Origin of the sequence: Achromobacter xylosoxidans A8, from assembly GCF_000165835.1 — a bacterium.
GTDB classification, from domain to species: domain Bacteria; phylum Pseudomonadota; class Gammaproteobacteria; order Burkholderiales; family Burkholderiaceae_B; genus Achromobacter; species Achromobacter xylosoxidans_B.
In genome coordinates, this window is sequence record NC_014640.1 from 5,119,786 (window position 1) to 5,141,845 (window position 22,060).

A 22,060-nucleotide genomic window follows, 5' to 3' on the forward strand; every position below is an offset into this window, starting at 1 on the left:
GCTGGCCGATAGGATTCCTGCCATGACAGCCTCTCCCCTATCCCGAACCAGTGCGCTGGGCGGCGTGCACATCCTGGACCTGACGTCGGTGGTGTTCGGCCCCTATGCGTCGCAGATACTGGCCGACTATGGCGCCGACGTAATCAAGGTGGAAGCGCCCGCGGGCGATTCCACGCGCCATACCGGCCCCGCCCAGGAACCCGGGCTGGCCGCTATGTTCCTGGGCCTGAACCGCAACAAGCGCAGCATCGTGCTGGACCTGAAGCAGGCCGCGGCACGGCAGGCGCTCTTGACGATGGTGGACCAGGCCGACGTGCTGATGCACAGCATGCGCCCGGCCAAGATGGCGGCGCTGGGATTGGGCCCGGATACGCTCTGCGCACGCAATCCACGCCTGGTCTATGCCGGCCTGTACGGCTTCGGCGCGGGCGGCGCCTACGACGGCCGGCCTGCTTATGATGACATCATCCAGGGCCTGTCGGGCCTGGCCGATCTGGTCGACCGCCAGACCGGCGCGCCGCGCTACCTGCCTACCGTGGCGGCCGACAAGACTTGCGGCCTGGTCGCGGCGCACGCCATCCTGGCCGCCCTGTTCCAGCGCGAGCGCAGCGGCGCGGGACAACAACTGGAGGTCCCCATGTTCGAGAGCATGGCGTCCTACGCGCTGGTCGAGCATTACTACGGCAGGCACCTGGCCGACCAGCCCGGCGAGGCGGGATATCCGCGCGTGCTCACGCCCTGGCGCAGGCCGTGCCAGACCGCCGATGGCCATGTCTGCCTGATGCCCTACACCGACGCCCACTGGCGCGACTTCTTCCTTGCGGCGGAACGCCCCGACCTGGCAGAGGACGCGCGCTTTGCCGACATCGCGTCGCGCACGCGGCATATCGAGACGCTGTACGAACTGCAGGCCGGCATCGTGGCCGCACGCGATACCGCCTACTGGCTGGCGCTGTGCGAACGGTTGGAAATCCCCGCCGCGCGCGTCAACCGCCTGCAGGACCTGGAGGCCGATCCGCACCTGCAAAGCGTGGACTTCTTCGAGCCGCTCGAAAGCGCCTCGGGCAGCCGCTACCGCTTTCCCCGCAACCCCGTGCGCCTGCAGCACTCCCACGTGCCAGCCGCCATGCCGCCGCGCCTGGGCGAGCACACGCTGGACGTGCTGCGCCAGGCCGGCCTGGACGAAACCCTAATCTCCACGCTTCTGGAATCGGGCGCCGCCCGCGACGCGCTTTTCTCAACCCAGACCCACAGCAAGGACCCCGCATGACCGCAGACCGCAACGCCGTCGATATCAAGCAGCTAGGCCACGGCTACTACTGGCAGGACCTGGCCGTGGGCCAGCGCTTCCACACATTCCGCCGCACGGTGACCGAAACCGACATCGTGAATTTCATCAGCGTGACCGGCATGCTGGAAACGATCTTCATCGACGCCACCTATGCGCACGGCGCCATCCAGGGACGCCCCGCCCCCGGCGCGCTGACCTACGGCCTGATCGAAGGCCTGATCATGCAGGGCATGGTGCAAGGCACCGGGCTGGCGCTGCTGGAGGTCCACAAGAAAATGCTGGCGCCGGTGGTCGCGGGCGACACCATCTGGGCCGAGATCGAAGTCACGGGCATACGCCCCACCTCGCAGCACAACCGGGCGGTGGTCGCGTCCGCCATCGAAGTCCGCAATCAGCACGGCAAGCCGGTGATGGCCTACACGGCCACGCGCATGCTGGCCGGCAGGCCCTGAAAGTTCATCAGACGGCCAAGCCTCCCCGCAGAGGGGGCCGGCGGCTGGACGCGGTTCGCGTCGCCAAGACAGCACAAGGAGACAAAAGATGAAGAAAGCACTGCTGGCAGGCAGCCTCGCCATCCTGGCGCTGGCAGGCGCCGCAAGCGCCCAGGCCGCCTGGCCCGAGCGCCCCATCACCATGGTGGTGCCCTTCCCGCCCGGCGGGCCGACCGACCTGGTGGCGCGGGTGCTGGCCAAGCAGTTGACGGACCAGCTGGGCCAGACCGTCGTGGTCGAGAACAAGGGCGGCGCCAACGGCAATATCGGCATGCAGTACGCGGCGGCCGCCAAGCCCGATGGCTACACCGTGCTGTACAACACGTCCTCCATCGCGCTCAGTCCCAATCTGTACCGGTCGCTGGCCTTCGACCCGGTCAAGGACTTCGCGCCGGTATCGTCCACGGCAGTGATCCCGCTGGTGCTGCTGGTGCATCCGTCCGTGCCGGCGCCAGACACCCGCGCGTTCGTGCAGTACGCGCGCGAGCATCCCGGCAAGCTGTCGTATGGTTCGGCCGGCGCCGGCAACGTCACGCACCTGGGCGCCCTTTTACTAATGCGTTCGCTGCAGATCGACGCGGTGCATGTGCCGTACCGCGGCAGCGCGCCGGCCATGACGGATCTGGTCGGCGGACAGGTGCAGCTCATGACCAATACGCTGAACGATTCGCTCGGCTTCATCCGCGAAGGCAAGCTGCGCGCGCTGGCCGTGACCAGCGGCACGCGCAGCGAACAATTGCCCGAAGTGCCGACGGTGGCGGAAACCGTGGTGCCTGGATTCGAGATGGGCGCCTGGCAAGGCGTGGTGGTGCCGGCAGGCACGCCGGCGCCGATCATAGACAAGCTGAACGCCGAGATCCGCCGCGCGCTGCAATCGCCCGAAATGACCAAACAGCTCAAGGCGCAGGGCGCGCAAGCGCTGGGCTCCACGCCCCAGGAGTACGCGACCTACATCAAGAGCGAAATCGCGCGTTGGGGAGAAGTGGTGAAGGAGGCCAACGTCAAGCTGGACTAAAGGCCGCCGAAGGTGGATGCAAAACGCCCGCAAGTCGCGGGCGTTTTGCTGAGACTGCGGAACCGGCTGAAAAACTCAGCGGCCGTTGGCCTTGGCGGTGATGCCGTTGGCCGCGCCCATGTCGGTATTGGGCACGTCGCGCAGCAGCACGCGCACGTCCTGGCCCGAGATGCCGATGCTGGCGCACACGGCCTGGTTCAGGGCCGCGATCAGCGCGGCCTTCTTGGCCTCGTCGCGGCCGGAGATCAGCGCCACGTCGACGCGAGCCATGGCCTTGCCGATTTCGCCGCCCACGATCACGTGCTCGGCCGCCACTTCCTGCAGCACGATGCGCACGCTGGGCAGCGGCGCCGCGATGCTTTCGACGACGGCGTTGGACGCGGCCTGCAACAGAGCGGCCTTCTGGGCGGCCGTGTGGCCTGCCATGATCTGGACATTCAAAATAGGCATGACGGATTCCGATGTTCCGAAAAAGGAGAAACCGGCCCAGGCGGCCGGCAAACCATCATATCCGTATCGGAGCCGCGCAAACGGCCAAGCGGCCTCGATACGGATTAGGGTTTCTCCCTGTCAGGCCGCCTGATCGCGGCGCTCGAGCTCGGGCTGCTCTTGCGCCTCGGTGGCCGCGGCAGCTTCCGCCGGCGCGGTTTCCGCCAGGGCCGGCGTCACCAGTTCCACGACCTTCTTGCGCGACAGCATGCCGATGAACTCGTCGTCCTCGCCGGTCACCGCGACCGGCTGGTCGCTGTGCACCAGCTGGGCCAGCACCTCGCCCAAGCCCGCCGTGGCCGGCACCGAAGCCAGGTCCTCGACGTAGCGCGAGATATCGCGCGCGCCTTCCTCGATGGCGCGCGTGGCGGCCTCCGCGGTCAGCACGCCCGCCAGCCGCTTGCCATCCAGCACCGGCGCGTACTCGTAGCTCAGCGCACGCATGCGGTCCATGGCGTGGGCGGGACGCGAACGCATGGTCAAAGTCAGGCGCGCCGGGTTCACGGCATGCGTGGCGTTGAGCACCTTGGTGCGGTTCACGTCTTGCAGGAACGACTGCACGTAGTCGTTGGCCGGGTTCAACAGGATGTCTTCCGGCGTGCCTTCCTGCACCAGTTCGCCGTCTTTGAGGATGGCGATGCGATTGCCCAGGCGCAGCGCCTCGTCCAGGTCGTGGGTGATGAAGACGATGGTCTTGTTGAGCTTGGCCTGCAATTGCAGCAGCTGGTCCTGCATCTCGCGGCGGATCAGCGGATCCAGCGCCGAGAAGGCTTCGTCCATCAGCAGGATTTCGGCATCGGTGGCCAGCGCCCGCGCCAGGCCGACGCGCTGCTGCATGCCGCCCGACAGCTGGTGCGGATACTGGTTCTCGAAGCCCGACAGGCCCACCTGGTCCAGCCATTCGCGGGCGCGCTTTTCGCGTTCGGCACGGCCCACGCCCTGCACCGTGAGACCGTAGGCGGCATTGTCCAGCACCGTGCGGTGCGGGAACAGGCCGAAGCGCTGGAACACCATGCTCATCTTCTTCTGGCGGAAGATTTCCAGGTCGCGCTTGTTCAGGCTGACCACGTCCACGCCGTCGACCAGGATGTGGCCGGCGCTGGGTTCGATCAGGCGGTTGAAGTGGCGGATCAAGGTGGACTTGCCGGAACCCGACAGGCCCATGATGACGTAGATGCTGCCTTCTTCGATCGACAGGCTGATGTCGCGCAGGCCCAGCGTGTGGCCGCTTTCGGCCAGTAGCTGTTCCTTGCTCATGCCGCCCTGGGCGGCTTCCAGCCATTTCTTCGGATGCGGCCCGAAGACCTTGTAGATGTTCTTGACCTCGATCTTGCTCATCGCTGGCCTCCCATGCGCATGCGCTGTCCATACGATTGCGTGATCCGGTCGAACAGCACGGCCAACACCACGATACCCAAGCCCGCCAGCAGGCCGCGGCCCACTTCCAGGCGGTTGATGCCGAGCAGCACTTCGTAGCCCAGGCCGCGCGCGCCGATCATCGAAGCGATCACCACCATCGACAGCGCCATCATCGTGGTCTGGTTGATGCCGGCCATGATGTTGGGCAGGGCCAGCGGCAACTGCACGCCGAACAGCTGCTGGCGCGGATTGGCGCCGAAGGCGCGCGAGGCTTCCAGCACTTCGCGGTCGACCAGGCGGATGCCCAGGTCGGTCAGGCGGATCAGCGGCGGCACGGCGTAGATCACGGTGGCGATGATGGCGGGGATCTTGCCCAGGCCGAACAGCATGACCACGGGGATCAGGTACACGAAGCTGGGCATGGTCTGCATCACGTCCAGCACCGGCAGCATGATGGAGCGCAGCCAGTTGATCCGCGCCATCAGCACGCCCAGCGGAATGCCGATAATCACCGACAGGCCGGCCGCCATGATCATCAGCGCCAGCGTCTGCATGCCGGCATCCCACAGGCCCAGCACGCCAATCACGCACAGCAGCGCGCCCATCGCCAGGCTCAGGCCGATGCGGCGGCTGACGCCCCAGGCGATCGCGACCGTGACCGCGACCACCGCCCACCAGGGCGAATTGCGCAACAGCTGCTCCAGCCACACCAGGGCATGCAGCACGGGCTGGGACAGGGTCTCCAGCGTGTCGGCATAGTTGGTGACCAAGTGATCGACAAAGCCGTCGATCGCCCCCCGGACCTGCCGGGCGGGAATAATTTCAGGAAACATTCGTTCTACTCCATTCTGGCGCACTCACCGCGCGGACCGCCCGCGCCAGCCCCGGGATCGGGAATGCGGCGCAAGCTTGCGGCTTCCAGCTAGAAAACGGCCGGCCATCCCGGCTGCGCCAGCGCATCACGGCCCGGGCGCGAACGCCCGGCCGGCGGTCATCCCGGCGAAGGAATCCGGCCCCTAGGGAGGGCCGGCGCGCGCCACGGGGGCGCGCAGCCAGGCTCATGGCGGGTTACAGCGCGCCTTGGACGCGCCCGGCGACGTCGGCGGGGACCCACTTGGTCCAGACGTCGGGTTTGTTCTTCAGGAACCACTTGGCCACGGCGCTGGCTTCGTCGCCGGACTCTTCCATGTGGGCCAGGGTTTCATTGATCACCGGCAGCGGCACCGAGACCTTGGACAGGAATTCGGTGAGCTTGGGGGCTTCCTCGGAGAACTTGGTGTTCACCGCCGTGAAGACGGGGTTGTCGGGATAGGCGCTGGGCTCGGGATTGGCGCACTTGGGCGACGTCAGGCACTTGTGCTTTTCGGCGTCGTAGGGCGGCATGTCGAGCTTGACCAGGTCCATCGCGCCGACCAGCGGCGTCGGCGACCAATAGTAGAAAACCACGTTCTGCTTGCGCTTGTAGGCCGACATCAGGGCCGCCTTCTGCGCCGCGCCCGTGCCGGGCGAGTACAGCGTGTAGGAGTCGTCCAGCTTCAGGGCGTGGAACAGGTTGTTGCTGGTGATTTCGCAGCCCCAGCCTGCCGGGCAGCCGTAGAAGCGGCCCTTGCCGGGCTCTTCCGGATCCTTGAACTTGTCCTTGAACTTCGGCAGGTCGGCCGCGGACTTGAGTTCGGGCAGGCGTTCGGCCGTGTAGCGCGGGATGTACCAGCCTTCGGCGCCCATGTAGAGGTCGCCGATGCGCTTGACCTTGCCGGTCTTCTCGGCGCGGTCCCAGGGATCGGCGACGCTGTTCAGCCAGATCTCGGTGTTGATATCCAGATCGCCGCGCTCCAGCGCGGCCAGGGCGGGCAGGGTTTCGGTGGGCAGGGTTTCGGTCTTGCAACCGTAGCCCTTTTCCATGATGAAACGTTCGACGTCAACCAGGACCAGATTGGATTCCCAGTTCATCGCGCCGAAATTGACCGGGCGCTTGATTTCGCACTGAACGGCATCGGCGGCTTGGGCCGCACCGGCGAAGGCGAACAACACGGCCGCGGCGGCCAGGGTCTTGACAGGGGTAAAACGCATTGGCTTTTGCCTCCATAGGTTCAGGCACACACGCCAGGCTTGGGCCCGGAGGTGCCATGGAGCTAAGGGGGTTGTGCGGAAGACGGGCAGAACCGCCAATACAAACCGACACTAGCAACAAGACGGTCCGCGAGGGTGCGTCGTCTTGCAAGACAGGAGCTTCAAAAACGCAGTTTTTGAAAACCCACAGAAAGTGAACAAACTGAACGAAGAAGCGAGCATCTTAAACGAAATTGATGCTTAGCCCAACCCCACTCCAGAATGAATCAGATACATTTCCGGAAAAAATGGTCCGGGATTACCCGCAACGACCAGGGGCAGAATCGCGATTTTCCCTAGAGGATTTTGATTCAGAAGCAAAGATACATTCAGTTAATAATAAATTCATATCCACACGCTTTAGCGCCATCAAAACGGCCCGGAAACGGCCGTTCCGGCCAGGGCGTGGACGCGTTTCGGGCGAATTTCCGCCGCCATTCGGATTGGCGGCGGCCGCCCAATGGACACTTGCTGGCCGCTATCCGTTCTTTACATACATATAGTCCCGGCGCCACGGATAGGCCTGGTCCGCCGGATTGTCCAGTTCGTCGGCGCGCCCCGTCGCCGGATGCTGGCCCAGGATCTGATGCAGCGCGATCCAGCCATGCTCGAACCCCATGGCGCAGCCGGCCAGGTACAGCCGGTAGGCGCGCAATGAACGTTCGCCCTGCTCGCCGCCCAGGATGCGCGCCGCCTCAGAAAGACGCGCCTCCAGCGCATCGCTCCAGGCCCACAGGGTGCGCGCGTAGTGCGGCCGCAGGTTTTCCACGTCCACTTCTTCCAGCCCGCCGTTGGTCAAGGTTTCCAGCACCACGCTGACGTGGGTCAGCTCGCCGCCCGGGAAGATGTATTTCTCGATGAATTCGCCCATGCCATTGCCGAGTTCAGCGTTGTAGACGCCCGCCGCGGTAATGCCATGGTTCATGATCAGTCCGCCCGGCTTGAGCAGGCGGCGCAGCTTGGCGAAATAGCCTTCGAGCTGGGCCCGGCCCACGTGCTCGAACATGCCGACCGACGCAATCTTGTCGTAGGGCGCGGATTCGTCCAGCTTGCGGTAATCGAGCAGTTCCATGCGGACCCGACCGGCCAGCCCCTTCTCCTGGATCAGCTTGCTGACATGGGCATGCTGGTTGCGCGACAGCGTGATGCCGGTGGCGTCGACGCCATAGTTCTCGGCCGCCCACAGCAGCAGGCCGCCCCAGCCCGCGCCCACGTCCAGGAAGCGCTCGCCTTCGCGCAGGCGCAGCTTGCGGCAGATGTGGTCGAGCTTGGCTTCCTGGGCCTGCGCCAGCGTCATGCCCGGCTCGCGGTAATAGGCGCAGGAATAGACCCGGCGCGGATCCAGCCAGAGCGCGTAGAAATCGTCCGACAGGTCGTAGTGGAACTCGATCTGCCTGGCGTCGCGTTCGACCGAATGGCGCCAGACCGATACCACCTTGCGCACCAGCTCAGTGAGCCAGCCGCCACGGGCCGCGTCCACCGGCGAACCGGGCAACAGCGCCGATGCCGCGGCCATGACATCGCGCATATTGCCTTCGATGTCGATGCGGCCTTCCACGTAATCCTGGCCCAGCACGCCCACCGCGCCTTCGGCCAGGTGCGCCAGGGCGGTCTTGTCGTGCGTGACGAAACGGACGCGGGGTTCGGGCGGCCCCAGCACGGCGCCGTCGGGCAGAACCAGCTGGACCGGGACCGGCAGGGCCTGGAGTTTGCGTTCCACAACAGACAACAAAGGATTCACGGCTACTCCTCTGGAATACGTACGGACCTCAATGACTTTATCGGAAAAAACCTGCAATTTGCTTGTAAGGTTGCCCGTGATACAGTCGTTCACTTGGCCCAAAACGTGCAACAAACCGCATCCGGGCCCTGTCACTGCGCTACCCCGCAATCCACATGCCCCCATCACAGTCTTTTCGCAGCGGCCTGCCCGGCTGGCTGATACTCATGGGCGCGCTGACCGCAATCGGTCCGTTCGCCATCGACATGTACCTGCCCGCATTCCCCACGATCGCGGCAAACCTGGGCGTGTCCCGCGGCGATGTCGAACGCACGCTGGCCGCCTACCTGATCGGGCTGGCGATGGCGCAGGTGTTCTACGGCCCGATGGCCGACCGCTACGGCCGCAAGCCGCCGCTGCTGGTGGGCCTGACGCTGTTCATGATCGCCTCCCTGGGCTGCGCATTGTCCGGGTCGGTCGAAGCGCTGACCGGCTGGCGCGTAGTGCAGGCCATGGGCGGCGCCGCGGGCATCGTGATCCCGCGCGCCGTCATCCGCGACCACTACGAAACCCACGAAGCCGCGCGCGCCATGTCGCTGCTGATGCTCATCATGGGCCTCGCCCCCATTCTCGCGCCGCTGGCAGGCGGCCAATTGCTGACCATCACCTCGTGGCGCAGCCTGTTCTGGGTGATGCTGGCCGGCGGCGCGATGCTGATGGCCGCCGTCATACTCATCATGAAGGAATCGCTGGCGCCCGAACGCGTGGTGCCGCTGCGTTGGGAAACCATACTGCGCAACTACCGCGACCTGTTCGCCCATCGCGGCTTCATGGCGCACAGCCTGGCCGGCGGCTTCGGCCAGGCTGGCATGTTCGCCTACATCATCGGCTCGCCGCGCGTCTTCATCGAACTCTACGGCGTGGCTCCCCAGTACTACGGCCTGCTGTTCGGCACCAACGCGCTGTCGCTCATCATCTGTTCGCAGATCAGCGCCCGCCTGCTGCGCACCTACACGCCGCGCCAATTGCAGCGCCGCGCCCTGACTTCGCTGGCCTGCGCCAGCCTGGCCGCGGTCGCGCTGACGCTGGCCGGCTGGATGACGCTGCCGCTGCTGATGCTGTGCCTGATCTGCTACATGGGCAGCCAGGGCTTCGTGAACCCCAACTCGGCGGCGCTGGCGCTATCGGACCAGGGCAAGCGCCTGGGCGCGGCGTCCGCGCTTCTGGGGACGCTTCAACTGTCCTGCGGCGCGCTGGCCGGTTTCGCCGTCAGCGCCTGGCAAACCGACAGCGCCCTGCCCCTGACGACCACGCTGGCGGCGTGCGCCTGCCTGTCCTGGATCTCGGGCCGCGTGGCGCAATCGCACGCCAGCTAGCCTGGCCGCTTGATTTAATTACGCTTTTCGTATTAGAATCTAAGTCTTCACATGAAGTTTCCCGTGCCGGACTACTATGCTTTGTAGTTCAGCACTCTGACCCCAACCGCGCAACGTCTGGCGATTCCCCAGGAATTCCCAGAGATTCTTCCAAGAATTTTGCGGGTGGCAGGCAGCGGGTATAAGCACTGGGGCGGACCAGACTGGGCTTTGATGGCCATTCCGATCCCCCCTCATCCACTAAGACTGGGTGGCCGGCAAAGGCAGCGCAAGCGCCTGTACAGCCCGGCGGCTGAAACCCTGTCTACCCCCCAAGCGATGCGCGACAAAAGAATGACCTAAAGAGGTGCATCCATGGCACGCGTATGCCAAGTGACCGGCAAAGGCCCGATGGTGGGCAACAATGTTTCGCACGCAAACAACAAAACCAAGCGTCGCTTCCTGCCCAACCTGCAATCGCGCCGGTTCTGGGTTGAAAGCGAAAACCGCTGGGTCCGCCTGCGTGTTTCGGCCAAGGCCATCCGCACGATCGACAAGAACGGCATCGACGCCGTGCTGGCCGAAATGCGTGCCCGCGGCGAAATGGCCTAATCGGCCTCCCCGCCAATCTACATACTAGGAGCACGACATGGCCAAAGGTATCCGCGAAAAGATCAAGCTCGAGTCGACTGCCGGCACGGGTCATTTCTACACGACCACCAAGAACAAGCGCAACATGCCCGAGAAGATGCTGATCAAGAAATTTGATCCGGTCGCTCGCAAGCACGTTGACTACAAGGAAACCAAGCTGAAGTAATTCAGCCGGTTTTCCCGCAAGACGAAGAGGCCCTGCAATCGCAGGGCCTTTTTCATTTCCGGGCGAGGCGCCCGTCTATTGCCCCGGGACGAAGGCCCATGTTCCAATTGGGCCGCTGTCATCCGCCGCGCCTGCTGGCGCCAGATTCCCCCTCCACGCGATACCTGACATGTTCCGTCCCTGCCTTACCCTGTTGCGCCGCGCCGTGGCGCCGGCACTCCTGGCCCTGGCGCTGACTCCCGCCGCCTCGGCCAAGGACAAGGAGCCGCCCATCCGCATCGGCGAGATCAACAGCTACAAGGCGATCCCCGCCTTCCTCGGCCCGTACAAGAAGGGCTGGCAATTGGCGCTGGAAGAGGTCAACGCCGGCGGCGGCGTGCTGGGCAGGAAGCTGGAGGTGATTTCGCGCGACGACAACGGCAACCCCGGCGATTCGGTGCGCGCAGCCCAGGAGCTGCTGGCGCGCGAAAAGGTCGAGCTGTTGTTCGGCGGCTTCCTGTCCAATACCGGCCTGGCGCTGACGGACTTCGCCAAGCAGCAGCAGGTGTTCTTCCTGGCGGCGGAGCCGCTCACCGACAAGATCACCTGGCAGGACGGCAACCGCTATACCTACCGCCTGCGTCCTTCCACCTGGATGCACGTGGCGGCGCTGGCCCCCAAGGCGCTGGCCTTGCGCAAGAAGCGTTGGGCCATCGTCTACCCCAACTATGAATACGGCCAGTCCGCCGTGGCCACCTTCAAGGCCATGATGACCTCGTTCCAGTCCGACGTGGAATTCGTCGCCGAGCAGGCCGTGCCGCTGGGCAAGGTCGATGCGGGCGCCGTGGTGCAGGCGCTGGCCGACGCCAAGCCCGACGCGATCTTCAACGTGCTGTTCGCCGCCGACCTGACCCGCTTCGTGCGCGAAGGCAATACCCGCGGCCTGTTCGAAAACCGCGCCGTGGTGTCGGTGCTGTCCGGCGAACCCGAATACCTGGAGCCGCTGGGCGCCGATACGCCTACCGGCTGGATCGTCACCGGCTACCCCTGGTACGCCATCGACACGCCGGCCAACAACGCCTTCGTCGAGGCCTACAAGAAGCGCTACAACGAAACGCCGAAGGTCGGCTCGGTCGTGGGCTACGCGTCCCTCATGTCCATCGCCCAGGGCCTGAAGGCCGCTGGCGAAGTGGACACCGAAAAACTGGTGGACGCCTTTGCCGGCCTGAAGGTGGACACGCCCTACGGCCCGATCCAGTACCGCAAGATCGACCACCAGTCGACCATGGGCGTGTACGTGGGCGTGACCGCGGTGGAAGACGGCAAGGGCGTGATGAAGGATTTCGCCTACATCGACGGCGCCCGCCTGCAGCCGCCTGACGAGCAAGTGCGCAAGATGCGTCCGGCGCACTGATGAGCCTGTCCGGGCTGCTGCTGCAGCTGCTCAATGGGCTGGCGGACGCCAGCGCGCTGTTCCTGGTGGCCGCCGGCCTGTCGCTGATCTTCGGCGTCACGCGCGTGGTCAACTTCGCGCACGGTTCGTTCTACATGCTGGGCATCTACCTGGCCTGGACCTTCACCGGCTATTTCGGCGACGGCGCGGGCTATTGGGCCGGGCTGCTGCTGGCGGCGCTGGCCACCGGCCTCATCGGCGCGGCCGCCGAATGGCTGGTGCTCAGGCGCCTGTACCAGGCGCCCGAACTGTTCCAGCTGCTGGCCACCTTTGCGCTGGTGCTCATCATCGGCGACGCGGCGCTGGCCATCTGGGGGCCGGAAGACCTGTTCGCGGCGCGCGCCCCCGGCCTGTCCGGCGCCGTGCAGATCCTGGGCCGCCGCTATCCCGAATACGACCTGCTGCTGATCGCCGCCGGCCCCGTGGTACTGGGCCTGCTGTGGCTGCTGCTGATGCGCACCCGCTGGGGCCGCCTGCTGCGCGCAGCGGCTGAAAACCGCAAGATGCTGGCCGCGCTGGGCGTGAACCAGGCCTGGCTGTTCACCTCCGCATTCACCCTGGGCGCCTTCCTGGCCGGCCTGGGCGGCGCACTGGCGGCGCCGCGCGTGCCCGCCACGCTCGGGCTGGACCTGGAAATCATCGCCAGCGCCTTCGTGGTGGTGGTGGTGGGCGGCCTGGGCTCGATTCCCGGCGCCTTCCTGGCCGCCTTGCTGATCTGCTCCGTCAAGGCTTTGTTCGTGTTCCTGGGACAGGTGCAGATCGGCCCCTGGCTCTTCAACCTGTCCAAGCTCACGCTGCTGGCCGAGTTCGCCGTGATGGCCGTGGTGCTGGTGGTGCGGCCCTGGGGCCTGCTGGGCAAGCCGCCAGAGCCCGCCTCCCACGCCGCCGCGCCCGAGCGTCCCATCGCCCCCGCGGGCCGCCGCCTGCGGCTGGCCTACGGCCTGCTGCTGGCGCTACTGGCGCTGGCGCCCGTGGCAGCCGCGCACAGTCCCTATCTGGGCATCCTGCTGACTGAAATCCTGATCGCCGCGCTATTTGCCGCCAGCCTGCATTTCCTGACCGGACTGGCCGGCATGACCTCGTTCGGCCATGCCGCCTGGTTCGGCCTGGGCGCCTACGGCGCCGCGCTGCTCTTGAAACTGGCGGCCGTGCCGATGGAAGCGGCGCTGTTACTGGGCCCCTTTGCCGCGGCGCTGGGCGCGCTGCTGTTCGGCTGGTTCTGCGTGCGCCTGTCGGGCGTGTACCTGGCCATGCTGACCCTGGCGGTGGCGCAGATCCTCTGGGCGCTGGCCTATCAGTGGGACGACGTGACCGGCGGCAGCAACGGCCTGATCGGACTGTGGCCGTCAGCCTGGCTCACCCAGGGCCCCTGGTTCTATTACCTCACGCTGGCGCTGTGCGTGGCCGGCATCGCCTGGCTGCGCCGCCTGGCGTTCTCGCCGCTGGGCTACGCCCTGCGCGGCGTGCGCGACTCGTCCTTGCGCGCCGCAGCGCTGGGCATGGACACTCGGCGCGTGCAGTGGGCGGGCTTCGTGGCCGCCTCCTTTGCCGCGGGCCTGGCCGGGTCGCTCTACGCATTCTCCAAGGGCAGCATCGCGCCCGACACGCTGGCCGTGAGCCGGTCCGTAGACGGGCTGGTCATGGTGCTGCTGGGCGGTTTGCAGACGCTGGCCGGCCCGCTGGTGGGCGCGGCATCCTACACCTGGCTGCAGGATGTGGCTGCGCGCAGCACCGAGTACTGGCACGCGGTGCTGGGGCTGGCCATCCTGGCCCTGGTCATGGCCTTTCCCGAGGGCTTGGCCGGCGCCGCCGCGCGCATCGCCGCAAGCTGGAACAGGAGGCGCGCATGACCGCCGCCCCGCTGCTGCAAGTCCGCGAGCTGCGCAAATCGTTCGGCGGCATCGACGCGCTGGCCGGCGTGTCGTTCACGCTGGAAGCGGGCCGGATGCTGGCACTGATCGGCCCCAACGGCGCGGGTAAATCCACCTGCTTCAATGCGCTGGGCGGCCAATTGCGGCCCGACTCCGGCTCCGTCCTGCTGGACGGCCGCGAGCTGGTGGGCCTATCGGCCGGCAAGATCTGCCGGCTGGGCGTGGGCCGTACCTTCCAGACCGCTGCCACCTTCCGTTCCATGACAGTGCGCGAAAACGTGCAGACGGCGCTGCTGTCGCGCGACCGGCTGCTGCTGAATCCGTGGCGCCGGGCCACCCGGCACGCGGCCGAGGAAGCCATGTCGCTGCTGTCGCAGGTGCAGATGGCCGACAAGTCGGAGGAGCATTGCGGCACGCTGGCCTATGGCGACGTCAAGCGGGTCGAACTGGCCATGGCGTTGGCGCACCAGCCGCGGCTATTGCTGATGGACGAGCCCACCGCGGGCATGGCCACCAATGAACGCCATGCGCTGATGCGGCTGACGCGCGCGCTGGCCGACACGCAGCGCATCGCGGTCCTCTTCACCGAGCACAGCCTGGACGTGGTGTTCAAGCATGCCGACCGCATCGCGGTGCTGGTGCGCGGCAGCCTGCTGGCCGAAGGCGAACCCGCGCAGATTGCGGCCGACGAACGGGTCCGCGCCGCCTATCTGGGCACGGAAACGCCGCAGCCGGCCTGACCCCCGGCGCACCCGGCCTCAGTCGTCCCTCAGCCCATTGGGCTGGCATTCCCAGAAGATCTTGGCCTGACAGCCGTCGCAGATGCCGCGGTCCAGCTTGGCGTAGATCGTGTGCAGCGCGGTGGCCTTGTCGGGAAAGATGTGATCTTCGCCCAGGCGCTGCAGGAAGCCCGTGCGGCGCCACATGTCCAGCACTTCTGGCCGGGGACGGTGGAAATACAGGTCGCCGCCCATGGCCCGCCGGGCGGCCAATTCGTCTTCCCAGACCTGCGCGCCGGCCATGTCGATGAAGTTCATGCTCTTGGCCATGACCAGCAGATGGCGCGGCGCGCCGGGCGCCGCGCGCAGTTCATGCAGCCGCTGCGCCACGTGCGTGGCGGCGCCGAAATAGACCGAACCTTCCATGCGCAGCAGCTTCAGTTGCGGGCATTCAGGCAAGGCGTCCGGCTGATGCTCCAGCACCACGAAGCGCCGCTCCAGTCCGCGCGAATCGAAACCCATGGTGCGCATCGCGGGCCGCGAGGTGCGGTGCAGATAGACCATCAGCGACAGCACCGTGCCCAGCAGGATCGCCACTTCCATGCGTATGGTGATGGTGGCGGCCAGGGTGGCGGCGGCGATGATGGCTTCGCCGCGCTGGGTGCGGATAAGCTGGCGCCAGCGCGGAATGTCGAACAAGGTCCAGGCCACCAGCAGCAGCAGCCCGGAGATCGCGGCATGCGGAATCATGGCCAGCAGCGGCGCCGACAGGGCCACCAGTGCCACCAGCAGCAAAGCCGAAAACACGGACGCCAGCGGCGTCTTGGCGCCGGCCTCGTAATTGGGAATGGAACGGTTGAGCGACCCGCAGGACAGATAGCAGGAGAAAAAGCCGCCCACGATATTGGACAGCCCCTGCCCCACGAATTCGCGGTTGGCGTCGATGCGCTGGCCTGAACGCGTGGCCACGGCCTTGGCAATGGAAATGGACTGCGCCAGCGCCACGATGGTCAGCGCGAAGGCCACGCTCAGCAATTCGGGCAGCGCGCGCCAGTCCACGCTGGGAATATGGAAAGGCGGCCAGGGTTGCGCCAGCGCGCCCAGCACGGACACCGGCGCGCCTGCGGTCATCGCATTGAACCCGGCGGCCGCCAACGCCCCTGCCGCCAGTCCCGCCAGCATATAGGGCTTGCGCTTGTCCAAGCGCCGCAGCAGCAATGCCACCGCCAGCGTCGTGAGCGTCACCAGCAAGGCGCCCCAGTGCACCTGCGCGATGTTCGTGGCCAGGCTTGCCAGCAAGGCTCCCGCGCCGTGCACGTCCGGCGCGGGCATGCCCAGCGCGTCCTTCAGCGCATGCACGGCAATCAGCAGGGCCGCGCCGCTGGTGAAGCCGAACAGCGCCGAAGGCGAAATGAAATGCGCCAGCGATCCCAGCCTGAGCGTGCCCACCAGCCATTGCATCAAGCCGACCAGCACGGTCACGGCCAGCGCCAACTGGATGTAGCCCTGGCTGCCGGCGACCGCCAGCGGCGTCAGCACCGCATAGAGCGCCAGCGAGTTGGCGTTGGTCGGACCTGACATGACGTGGCGGCTGGACCCGAAAAGCGCCGCGACGATACAGGGCACGATGGCGGAATACAGGCCGTACTCGGGCGGCAGGCCCGCCAGCATGGCGAACGCCACGCCCTGCGGCAGCACCAGCAACGCGCCCAGCAGCCCCGCCGTCGCATCCGCGCGCAAGGTCCGCGCATTGACCTCGTCCACCCACGAGCCGAACAACCGGCGCGCGACGCTCATCCCCCCCTGCATCATTCTTTCCTGTCCCTTGGCATCTGCTTTCTGATCGGCCCGCCTGCGGCGCACAGAGCCTGCGGCGGGTCGTCTAGCGTAAACGCTAGCGCCCCCCGCGCGCAACGCGTCCCGGCTACCTCAGGTAGCGGCTTTCGAGTTCCCGCATGCGGGCATCGCCCTGCAACGCGATGATTTCCTTGACCGTCGGCAGGCTGGCGTCCACCTGGTGGATGCCGCCATCGCGGCGAATGCGGGCGAATACGTCCCGCATCGCCCCCACCGCGGCGCGAATGGCGTGGTTGCCATAGATCACCAGGCCCACCTTGCCCAGCGCCTGGATATCGGATTCGCGCAACTGGGGATAGGCGGTAGGCACCAACACCAGCGGCGCGCGGCCTTGCCATGCGGCCACGAACGACAGGATCTCGTCGGGCGTGCTCTGCCTGGAATGGATCAGGATGGCATCCGCGCCGGCGGCTTCATAGGCGCTGGCGCGGGCCAGCGCCTCCTGCTCGCCGGCGCCGGCGATCAGGGCCTCGGTCCGGGCGATGACGCAGAAATCCGCATCGCGGCGGGCGCCGCAGGCGGCTTCGATCTTGCCCTGGAACTCCTCGATACGCACCAATTCCTGCCTGCCGGAGGCGCGCAGGCTGGTGTCCTTGGGAAAGGTCTTGTCCTCCATCACCACCGCCGACACGCCGGCCGCTTCGTACTGCGGCACCATGTAGGAGACGTTGATCGCATTGCCGAATCCGGTGTCGATATCGGCGATGACGGGCGCGTCCACCGCGGCGGCGATCGCCCGCATCATCTCCAGGTGCTGCGATGGCGAAAGAATATTGGCATCGGGCACCGCGTGGCTGGCCGACAGCTCGAAGCCGCTGCCCCAGATGGCGTCGAACCCGGCCTCGGCCGCCAGCCTGGCGGACAGCGGGTTATGCGCCGACATGGCATGCATCAAGACGGGGTCCTGCAATTTCTGGCGGAAACAGGCGTTTCTGTTCATGGCGGGGGCGTAGGCGCAAACCCGGCGCGCCGCGCGCCGGCTGCGGCCATCGTAGCGCCAATCCCGGCGCGGCCGGAGCCTCAGCCGGCTTCGCCGCCGCGCCGCGCCTTCATGGCCTGCCCGATGGCGGCCAAGGCATCGTCCGGAATCAGCCGCGCCGCCATCGGCAGCAACTCGCTCTCTTCGCGCTGGATATGCGCGGCGTAGGCCTCGATGAAATCCTGGATCTGGCGCACGGGCAGATCGGCCTGGCGGCCCGCCGCGATCTCGGCAAGCGCCTGGCGCAAGGGCTCCCAGCGCTGCGCCAGTTGCCGGTGTTCGGCGACCAGGCCGTCCACCAGCGCATGCAGACAGACGGCGTCGGATCCGGCCATGGACTCGATCAGGGCGGGGAACAGGTCCTCTTCCTCGTCCTCGTGATGGTGCGCGGCCGCGGTATCGAAATAGCGCAGGACGCTGGCCGCCGCGGTCTGGGCCGCCGCGTCGCTGCCGTGCACCGGCAGGTGTCCGGCCAGGCGCCCCAGCGTGGCGCACTGGCGGGAAATGCGGCCATGGCAGGCCGACAGCAGGGCCAGCGGATCATCGGCTCCCGGCGCCGGGGCCGGACCTCCAGGAAAGCTCACCGCCATCACACACCTCCGTTATCCGGCGTGGCCACGCCACCACAAGCGGATGGAGTCCCACGCGCGCCCCGCGAATCCCGCCTCGGCCACCGGTTCCAGCGCCACCACGGGAAACTGCATGGCGGGCTTGCCGTCTACCAGCACGCGCACCGCGCCCACCGCGGACTGGGCCGCGATCGGCGCGATCAGCGGATCCTGCGGCGTCCACACCGGCTCGACCTTGGCGCCCGCAGGCACCGTTACGTACGCATCGCGCGCGAATCCGGCTTTCAGGCTGTCCTGCTCGCCCTTCCAGACCTCGGGCGTGGCGACGGCCTGGCCGCGCGCGTACAGCTTGATGGTATTGAACCCCTGAAAGCCCCACTCCAGCAACTCGCGGCTTTCCTGCGTGCGCAGCTTGTCCGAGGCCGTGCCCACCACCACCGTGATCAGGCGGCGTTGATCGGCGCCATTGGGCCGCTGCGCGGTGGCGACGATGCAGTAGCCGGCCGATTCCGTGTGCCCGGTCTTCAGGCCGTCCACGCTGGGATCCAGCCAAAGCAGGCGGTTGCGGTTGGGCTGCGTAATCTTGTTGAAGGTGAACTGCTTGGCCGAGTCGTAGGTCTTGTAGAGCTGCGGATAGTCGCGGATGAAGCGCGTGGCCAGGATGGAGAGATCGCTGGCGGTGGAGTAGGTCTCCGGATCCGGCAGGCCGTGCGGGCTGGCGAAACGCGTGGCGTGCAGGCCCAGCCTTGCGGCGGTGTCGTTCATCCGCGCCACGAAGGCCTCGACGCTGCCCGACACCGCCTCGGCCAGCGCGATGGCGGCGTCGTTGCCCGACTGGATCATCAGGCCGCGCAGCAGGTCGTCCACCGACACCTTCGAGCCAGGCTCCAGGAACATCTTCGAGCTGCCCGCCGGCACCTTCCAGGCGCGGGTCGACACCGTGACCAGCTGCGTCGCCGACAGCTCTTTCTTGCTGAGAGCCTCGAACACCACATAGGCCGTCATGATCTTGGTCAGGGACGCGGGCTCGATCCGCGTCGTCGCCGCGTGCGACGCGATCACCTGTCCGCTGGTCTCGTCCAGCAGCAGCCAGGCCTTGGCCGACAAGGCCGGAGCAGGCACCGTCTGCGCCATGGCTCCCGACATGCACGCTGCCGCGACGATCAGGCTCGCCGCCAACTTCTTCATCAACATATGGCTTGCTTCACTTCCATGCTTGGGTTTTTCCCGCGCGGGCCTCGCGCAGGGCACGCAATTGGAACATGTCCGGCGCGGTTGGTTCAGTACCGCAGACATCTGAAAAAATGCGCGATGAATGTCACGACATCTTGCGAGGACCCTTCTACAAAGCACTTTCTGTGTCGAAAACAACAAACAAGGGCCAAAAACCCGCTAGAAAACCGCATTAACCGCCACTCTTCCGCTATCATCGGCCGCGTAGCGTTAAACGCCGATATCCGGCGCGCGCGCTGCTCCATGTCCTCAACATACGGATTTTGACCATGGCCACGAAAGCAAAAGCTCCTGCCAAGAAAGTCACCAAGCCCGCCGTCAAGGCGCCCGCAAAGAAGGCAACCGCCGCAAAAACCGCTGTGAAGCCCGCTGCCAAGCCGGCCGTCAAGAAGGTCGTCGCCGCCAAGAAGGTCGCTGCTGCCCCCAAGGCCATCAAGGCTGCTCTGAACAAGACCCAGCTGATCGCCTACATCGTTGAGCAATCCGGCGTTGAAGCCAAGTCGGTCAAGGCCGTCCTGGCCAGCCTGGAAACCTCGGTGCTGAGCTCCGTGGACAAGAAGGGCGCTGGCGAATTCACGCTGCCCGGCCTGTTCAAGGTTGCCGTGCAGAAGGTTCCCGCCAAGGCCAAGCGCTTCGGCAAGGATCCGTTCACCGGTGAAGAGCGCTGGTTCCCCGCCAAGCCGGCTTCGGTCAAGGTGAAGGTTCGCCCGCTCAAGAAGCTGAAGGACGCCGCGCAGTAATTCGCGCGTAGTTCCGGTCAAGCCGGAAGGGCCCGCTTCGCAAGAGGCGGGCCCTTCTTTTTTGCCGCGGCGCTTGCCGCACGCATGGCGTTCTCATTCGAATTTATCTTCATGTTAAGATACTTCACGTAAAAATAAACGCCGTCTATCCATGAATGACCTTGTCGATCTGGTGATCTCGCAATGGACCCGCGAATGCCCAGCCCAGGACTTCGCCGCCATGTCCGTCGTCACCCGCGTGTTCCGCCTGAACGCGCTGGCCGCGCGCAACGTTAACCGCAGCTTCCGCAATTACGACCTGCACCAGGGCGAATTCGACGTGCTGGCCACGCTGTACCGCAGCGGCGCCCCCTATGCGCTGAATCCGCAGAAGCTGGTGGAGGCTCTGCTGCTGACCTCCGGCGCGATGACCAACCGGCTCGATCGCCTGGAACAGGCCGGCCTGCTCACGCGCAGCCCCAACCCGGAAGACCGGCGCGGCGTCATCGTGTCGCTCACGGCCGAGGGCCTGCGCGTCATCAAGCTGGTGTTGAAGGACTATCTGAAAGACCTCAATGAACTGCTCGAGCCCCTGTCCGCCAGCGAGCGCAAGCAGCTTGCCGGCCTGCTCAAGAAGCTGCTGATCAAGCAAGACCAGGACACGCCCGGCGGCATCGGCACCTGAACCTAGCCCCCCCTTTCCGCAGCCGCCCTCCCCGATTCAGATCCATGACTTCCGCTTCCCAGTCCTCCCAGACGCCGGCGCTGACGGCGCCCATCATCCTGCTGATGTCGGTGGCCACCGGCCTCGCCGTCGCCAGCAACTACTACGCCCAACCGCTGCTGCACACCATCAGCGAGCAATTCTCGCTGTCCACCGCCACGGCCGGCACTATCGTCACCACCGCGCAGCTGAGCTACGCCCTGGGCCTGATGCTGCTGGTGCCGCTGGGCGACATGTTCGAGCGCCGCGGCCTGGTCGTGCTGATGAGTCTGCTGTCTTCGGTCGGCCTGCTGATTTCCGCCTTCGCCCCCAACATTACCGTGCTGATCCTGGGCACCGCGCTGACCGGCATGCTGTCCGTGGTGGCGCAGATTCTGGTGCCCTTCGCCGCAACGCTGGCCGCGCCCCACGAACGGGGCAAGGCCGTGGGCACGGTCATGAGCGGCCTGCTGCTGGGCATCCTGCTGGCCCGCACCGTCGCGGGCGCGCTCGCTGACGTGGGCAGTTGGCGCACGGTGTACTGGGTCGCCGCCATCCTGACGCTGGGCATGTCCGCCGCCCTGTGGCGCCTGCTGCCGCGCCACCAGAGTCCGGCCGGGCTGAGCTACCCGCGCCTCCTGGGCTCGATCCTGCGCATGTTCATCGAGGAACCGCTGTTCCGCGCCCGTTCGCTGCTGGGCGGGCTGCTGTTCGCGGCCTTCAGCATGTTGTGGACACCCCTGACCTTCCTGCTGGCCAGCCCGCCTTACCAATACAGCAACACCACCATAGGCCTGTTCGGCCTGGCGGGCGCCGCCGGCGCCTACGCCGCCAACCGCTTCGGCCGTATGGCAGACCGGGGCATGGGCAACCTGGCCACCCGCGTCGGGTTGCTGTTGCTGCTGGGCTCGTGGGGGCTGATGGCGTTTGGCCAGGTATCGGTGCTGGCCCTGCTGGCTGGCATCCTGATACAGGACCTGGCGATCCAGGGCGTGCACGTCACCAACACCAGCTCCCTCTACCGCCTGCGCCCCGAGGCGCGCAGCCGGCTGACCGCGGGCTACATGACCAGCTACTTCATCGGCGGCGCATCCGGTTCGCTGGTATCGTCCTGGCTGTACGCCCATTTTGGCTGGCCCGGCGTGGTCACGGCGGGCGCCGTCCTCGGGGTGATTACGCTGGCTTATGGCGCCCTGGCGCCCAGTGCGCGCATCCCGGAAACGGCTCCGTCCCCTGCCCGCGCCTAGCACCTCCTATAATCAGGGGTTTTGACCGCCTCCGCGCCCGCGCGGCGAGGCGGCTCACCCTTTTTTTGCCACCGTGCACGAGCCC

21 protein-coding genes are annotated in these 22,060 nt (G+C 66.4%); 12 read left to right on the top strand and 9 right to left on the bottom strand.

Translation table 11 applies throughout. The features are described 5' to 3' along the window. Window positions 1-22 precede the first annotated feature (22 nt). The 3 genes from AXYL_RS23730 to AXYL_RS23740 all read left to right on the top strand — a co-directional run bounded on the left by AXYL_RS23730 (window position 23) and on the right by AXYL_RS23740 (window position 2,797). A complete protein-coding gene (locus AXYL_RS23730; protein ID WP_013395415.1) occupies window positions 23-1,270 on the top strand; it encodes a CaiB/BaiF CoA transferase family protein in 1,248 nt (415 codons plus the stop codon). Further along, the gene (locus AXYL_RS23735; protein WP_013395416.1) at window positions 1,267-1,743 is read left to right on the top strand and encodes a MaoC family dehydratase; all 477 of its coding nucleotides are present in this window, start codon (window positions 1,267-1,269) and stop codon (window positions 1,741-1,743) included. The genes AXYL_RS23730 and AXYL_RS23735 overlap by 4 nt, the downstream gene beginning before the upstream one ends. An 88-nt stretch (window positions 1,744-1,831) precedes the next feature. Continuing rightward, window positions 1,832-2,797, top strand: a complete 966-nt coding sequence (locus AXYL_RS23740) for a Bug family tripartite tricarboxylate transporter substrate binding protein (protein ID WP_013395417.1) — start codon at window positions 1,832-1,834, stop codon at window positions 2,795-2,797. A 75-nt stretch (window positions 2,798-2,872) separates the two neighbouring features. Here the strand turns inward: AXYL_RS23740 and AXYL_RS23745 are convergent, their stop codons facing one another. The 5 genes from AXYL_RS23745 to AXYL_RS23765 form a co-directional block, all read right to left on the bottom strand. Beyond that, window positions 2,873-3,247: a tautomerase family protein gene (locus tag AXYL_RS23745; RefSeq protein WP_013395418.1), complete on the bottom strand. Its 375-nt coding sequence runs from the start codon at window positions 3,245-3,247 to the stop codon at window positions 2,873-2,875. Between the two features lie 120 nt (window positions 3,248-3,367). After that, the gene (locus tag AXYL_RS23750) at window positions 3,368-4,624 is read right to left on the bottom strand and encodes a quaternary amine ABC transporter ATP-binding protein (protein ID WP_013395419.1); all 1,257 of its coding nucleotides are present in this window, start codon (window positions 4,622-4,624) and stop codon (window positions 3,368-3,370) included. Further along, window positions 4,621-5,478 carry an ABC transporter permease gene (locus AXYL_RS23755; RefSeq protein ID WP_013395420.1) on the bottom strand — a complete coding sequence of 286 codons (858 nt, stop codon included), beginning with the start codon at window positions 5,476-5,478 and terminating at the stop codon, window positions 4,621-4,623. The genes AXYL_RS23750 and AXYL_RS23755 overlap by 4 nt, the downstream gene beginning before the upstream one ends. Before the next feature lie 235 nt (window positions 5,479-5,713). Then, window positions 5,714-6,715, bottom strand: coding sequence for an ABC transporter substrate-binding protein (locus AXYL_RS23760; RefSeq protein ID WP_013395421.1), 1,002 nt, complete (start codon window positions 6,713-6,715; stop codon window positions 5,714-5,716). Between the two features lie 517 nt (window positions 6,716-7,232). Further along, a complete protein-coding gene (locus tag AXYL_RS23765) occupies window positions 7,233-8,495 on the bottom strand; it encodes a class I SAM-dependent methyltransferase (RefSeq protein WP_013395422.1) in 1,263 nt (420 codons plus the stop codon). 206 nt (window positions 8,496-8,701) lie between these two features. Here AXYL_RS23765 and AXYL_RS23770 point away from each other — a divergent pair, with 206 nt between their 5' ends. The 6 genes from AXYL_RS23770 (at window position 8,702) to AXYL_RS23795 (ending at window position 14,689) form a co-directional block, all read left to right on the top strand. Next, the gene (locus tag AXYL_RS23770; protein WP_013395423.1) at window positions 8,702-9,850 is read left to right on the top strand and encodes a Bcr/CflA family multidrug efflux MFS transporter; all 1,149 of its coding nucleotides are present in this window, start codon (window positions 8,702-8,704) and stop codon (window positions 9,848-9,850) included. 354 nt (window positions 9,851-10,204) lie between these two features. After that, window positions 10,205-10,441, top strand: a complete 237-nt coding sequence (gene rpmB, locus AXYL_RS23775; RefSeq protein WP_013395424.1) for a 50S ribosomal protein L28 — start codon at window positions 10,205-10,207, stop codon at window positions 10,439-10,441. Window positions 10,442-10,478: 37 nt separating this feature from the next. Further along, on the top strand, window positions 10,479-10,646 hold the full coding sequence (rpmG, locus tag AXYL_RS23780; RefSeq protein ID WP_003810296.1) for a 50S ribosomal protein L33: 168 nt from the start codon (window positions 10,479-10,481) through the stop codon (window positions 10,644-10,646). A 169-nt stretch (window positions 10,647-10,815) separates the two neighbouring features. Continuing rightward, complete coding sequence (locus tag AXYL_RS23785; protein WP_013395425.1) at window positions 10,816-12,039, top strand: ABC transporter substrate-binding protein; 1,224 nt, start codon at window positions 10,816-10,818, stop codon at window positions 12,037-12,039. After that, entirely contained in the window at window positions 12,039-13,928 is a 1,890-nt protein-coding gene (locus AXYL_RS23790; protein ID WP_013395426.1) for an ABC transporter permease, read from the top strand. Before AXYL_RS23785 ends, AXYL_RS23790 begins: the two co-directional genes overlap by 1 nt. Further along, window positions 13,925-14,689 carry an ABC transporter ATP-binding protein gene (locus AXYL_RS23795; RefSeq protein ID WP_013395427.1) on the top strand — a complete coding sequence of 255 codons (765 nt, stop codon included), beginning with the start codon at window positions 13,925-13,927 and terminating at the stop codon, window positions 14,687-14,689. Before AXYL_RS23790 ends, AXYL_RS23795 begins: the two co-directional genes overlap by 4 nt. Window positions 14,690-14,707: 18 nt before the next feature. On the opposite strand, the gene AXYL_RS23800 is transcribed toward AXYL_RS23795, so the two are convergent. The 4 genes from AXYL_RS23800 to AXYL_RS23815 form a co-directional block, all read right to left on the bottom strand. Continuing rightward, window positions 14,708-16,465 carry a SulP family inorganic anion transporter gene (locus AXYL_RS23800; protein WP_013395428.1) on the bottom strand — a complete coding sequence of 586 codons (1,758 nt, stop codon included), beginning with the start codon at window positions 16,463-16,465 and terminating at the stop codon, window positions 14,708-14,710. 127 nt (window positions 16,466-16,592) lie between these two features. After that, the gene (locus AXYL_RS23805) at window positions 16,593-17,465 is read right to left on the bottom strand and encodes a phosphonopyruvate hydrolase (RefSeq protein ID WP_013395429.1); all 873 of its coding nucleotides are present in this window, start codon (window positions 17,463-17,465) and stop codon (window positions 16,593-16,595) included. Window positions 17,466-17,545: 80 nt separating this feature from the next. After that, a complete protein-coding gene (locus AXYL_RS23810) occupies window positions 17,546-18,094 on the bottom strand; it encodes a hemerythrin domain-containing protein (RefSeq protein ID WP_013395430.1) in 549 nt (182 codons plus the stop codon). A gap of 12 nt (window positions 18,095-18,106) precedes the next feature. Then, window positions 18,107-19,267, bottom strand: coding sequence for a D-alanyl-D-alanine carboxypeptidase family protein (locus AXYL_RS23815; RefSeq protein WP_013395431.1), 1,161 nt, complete (start codon window positions 19,265-19,267; stop codon window positions 18,107-18,109). Between the two features lie 308 nt (window positions 19,268-19,575). On the opposite strand from AXYL_RS23815, the gene AXYL_RS23820 reads away from it, so the two are divergent. The 3 genes from AXYL_RS23820 (at window position 19,576) to AXYL_RS23830 (ending at window position 21,975) form a co-directional block, all read left to right on the top strand. Beyond that, on the top strand, window positions 19,576-20,046 hold the full coding sequence (locus tag AXYL_RS23820; protein WP_013395432.1) for an HU family DNA-binding protein: 471 nt from the start codon (window positions 19,576-19,578) through the stop codon (window positions 20,044-20,046). Window positions 20,047-20,197: 151 nt separating this feature from the next. Next, a complete protein-coding gene (locus AXYL_RS23825; RefSeq protein WP_013395433.1) occupies window positions 20,198-20,710 on the top strand; it encodes a MarR family winged helix-turn-helix transcriptional regulator in 513 nt (170 codons plus the stop codon). Between the two features lie 44 nt (window positions 20,711-20,754). Continuing rightward, window positions 20,755-21,975, top strand: coding sequence for an MFS transporter (locus AXYL_RS23830; protein WP_013395434.1), 1,221 nt, complete (start codon window positions 20,755-20,757; stop codon window positions 21,973-21,975). Window positions 21,976-22,060: the final 85 nt, after the last annotated feature.

Coding starts and splice junctions, on each gene's coding strand:
- AXYL_RS23790 (WP_013395426.1), top strand. CDS start 12,039: ATGAGCCTGTCCGGGCTGCTGCTGCAGCTGCTCAATGGGCTGGCGGAC.
- rpmB (WP_013395424.1), top strand. CDS start 10,205: ATGGCACGCGTATGCCAAGTGACCGGCAAAGGCCCGATGGTGGGCAAC.
- AXYL_RS23735 (WP_013395416.1), top strand. CDS start 1,267: ATGACCGCAGACCGCAACGCCGTCGATATCAAGCAGCTAGGCCACGGC.
- AXYL_RS23750 (WP_013395419.1), bottom strand. CDS start 4,624: ATGAGCAAGATCGAGGTCAAGAACATCTACAAGGTCTTCGGGCCGCAT.
- AXYL_RS23730 (WP_013395415.1), top strand. CDS start 23: ATGACAGCCTCTCCCCTATCCCGAACCAGTGCGCTGGGCGGCGTGCAC.
- AXYL_RS23760 (WP_013395421.1), bottom strand. CDS start 6,715: ATGCGTTTTACCCCTGTCAAGACCCTGGCCGCCGCGGCCGTGTTGTTC.
- AXYL_RS23805 (WP_013395429.1), bottom strand. CDS start 17,465: ATGAACAGAAACGCCTGTTTCCGCCAGAAATTGCAGGACCCCGTCTTG.
- AXYL_RS23830 (WP_013395434.1), top strand. CDS start 20,755: ATGACTTCCGCTTCCCAGTCCTCCCAGACGCCGGCGCTGACGGCGCCC.
- AXYL_RS23795 (WP_013395427.1), top strand. CDS start 13,925: ATGACCGCCGCCCCGCTGCTGCAAGTCCGCGAGCTGCGCAAATCGTTC.
- AXYL_RS23815 (WP_013395431.1), bottom strand. CDS start 19,267: ATGTTGATGAAGAAGTTGGCGGCGAGCCTGATCGTCGCGGCAGCGTGC.
- AXYL_RS23770 (WP_013395423.1), top strand. CDS start 8,702: ATGGGCGCGCTGACCGCAATCGGTCCGTTCGCCATCGACATGTACCTG.
- AXYL_RS23785 (WP_013395425.1), top strand. CDS start 10,816: ATGTTCCGTCCCTGCCTTACCCTGTTGCGCCGCGCCGTGGCGCCGGCA.
- AXYL_RS23825 (WP_013395433.1), top strand. CDS start 20,198: ATGAATGACCTTGTCGATCTGGTGATCTCGCAATGGACCCGCGAATGC.
- AXYL_RS23740 (WP_013395417.1), top strand. CDS start 1,832: ATGAAGAAAGCACTGCTGGCAGGCAGCCTCGCCATCCTGGCGCTGGCA.
- AXYL_RS23800 (WP_013395428.1), bottom strand. CDS start 16,465: ATGAGCGTCGCGCGCCGGTTGTTCGGCTCGTGGGTGGACGAGGTCAAT.
- AXYL_RS23810 (WP_013395430.1), bottom strand. CDS start 18,094: ATGGCGGTGAGCTTTCCTGGAGGTCCGGCCCCGGCGCCGGGAGCCGAT.
- AXYL_RS23755 (WP_013395420.1), bottom strand. CDS start 5,478: ATGTTTCCTGAAATTATTCCCGCCCGGCAGGTCCGGGGGGCGATCGAC.
- AXYL_RS23745 (WP_013395418.1), bottom strand. CDS start 3,247: ATGCCTATTTTGAATGTCCAGATCATGGCAGGCCACACGGCCGCCCAG.
- AXYL_RS23820 (WP_013395432.1), top strand. CDS start 19,576: ATGGCCACGAAAGCAAAAGCTCCTGCCAAGAAAGTCACCAAGCCCGCC.
- rpmG (WP_003810296.1), top strand. CDS start 10,479: ATGGCCAAAGGTATCCGCGAAAAGATCAAGCTCGAGTCGACTGCCGGC.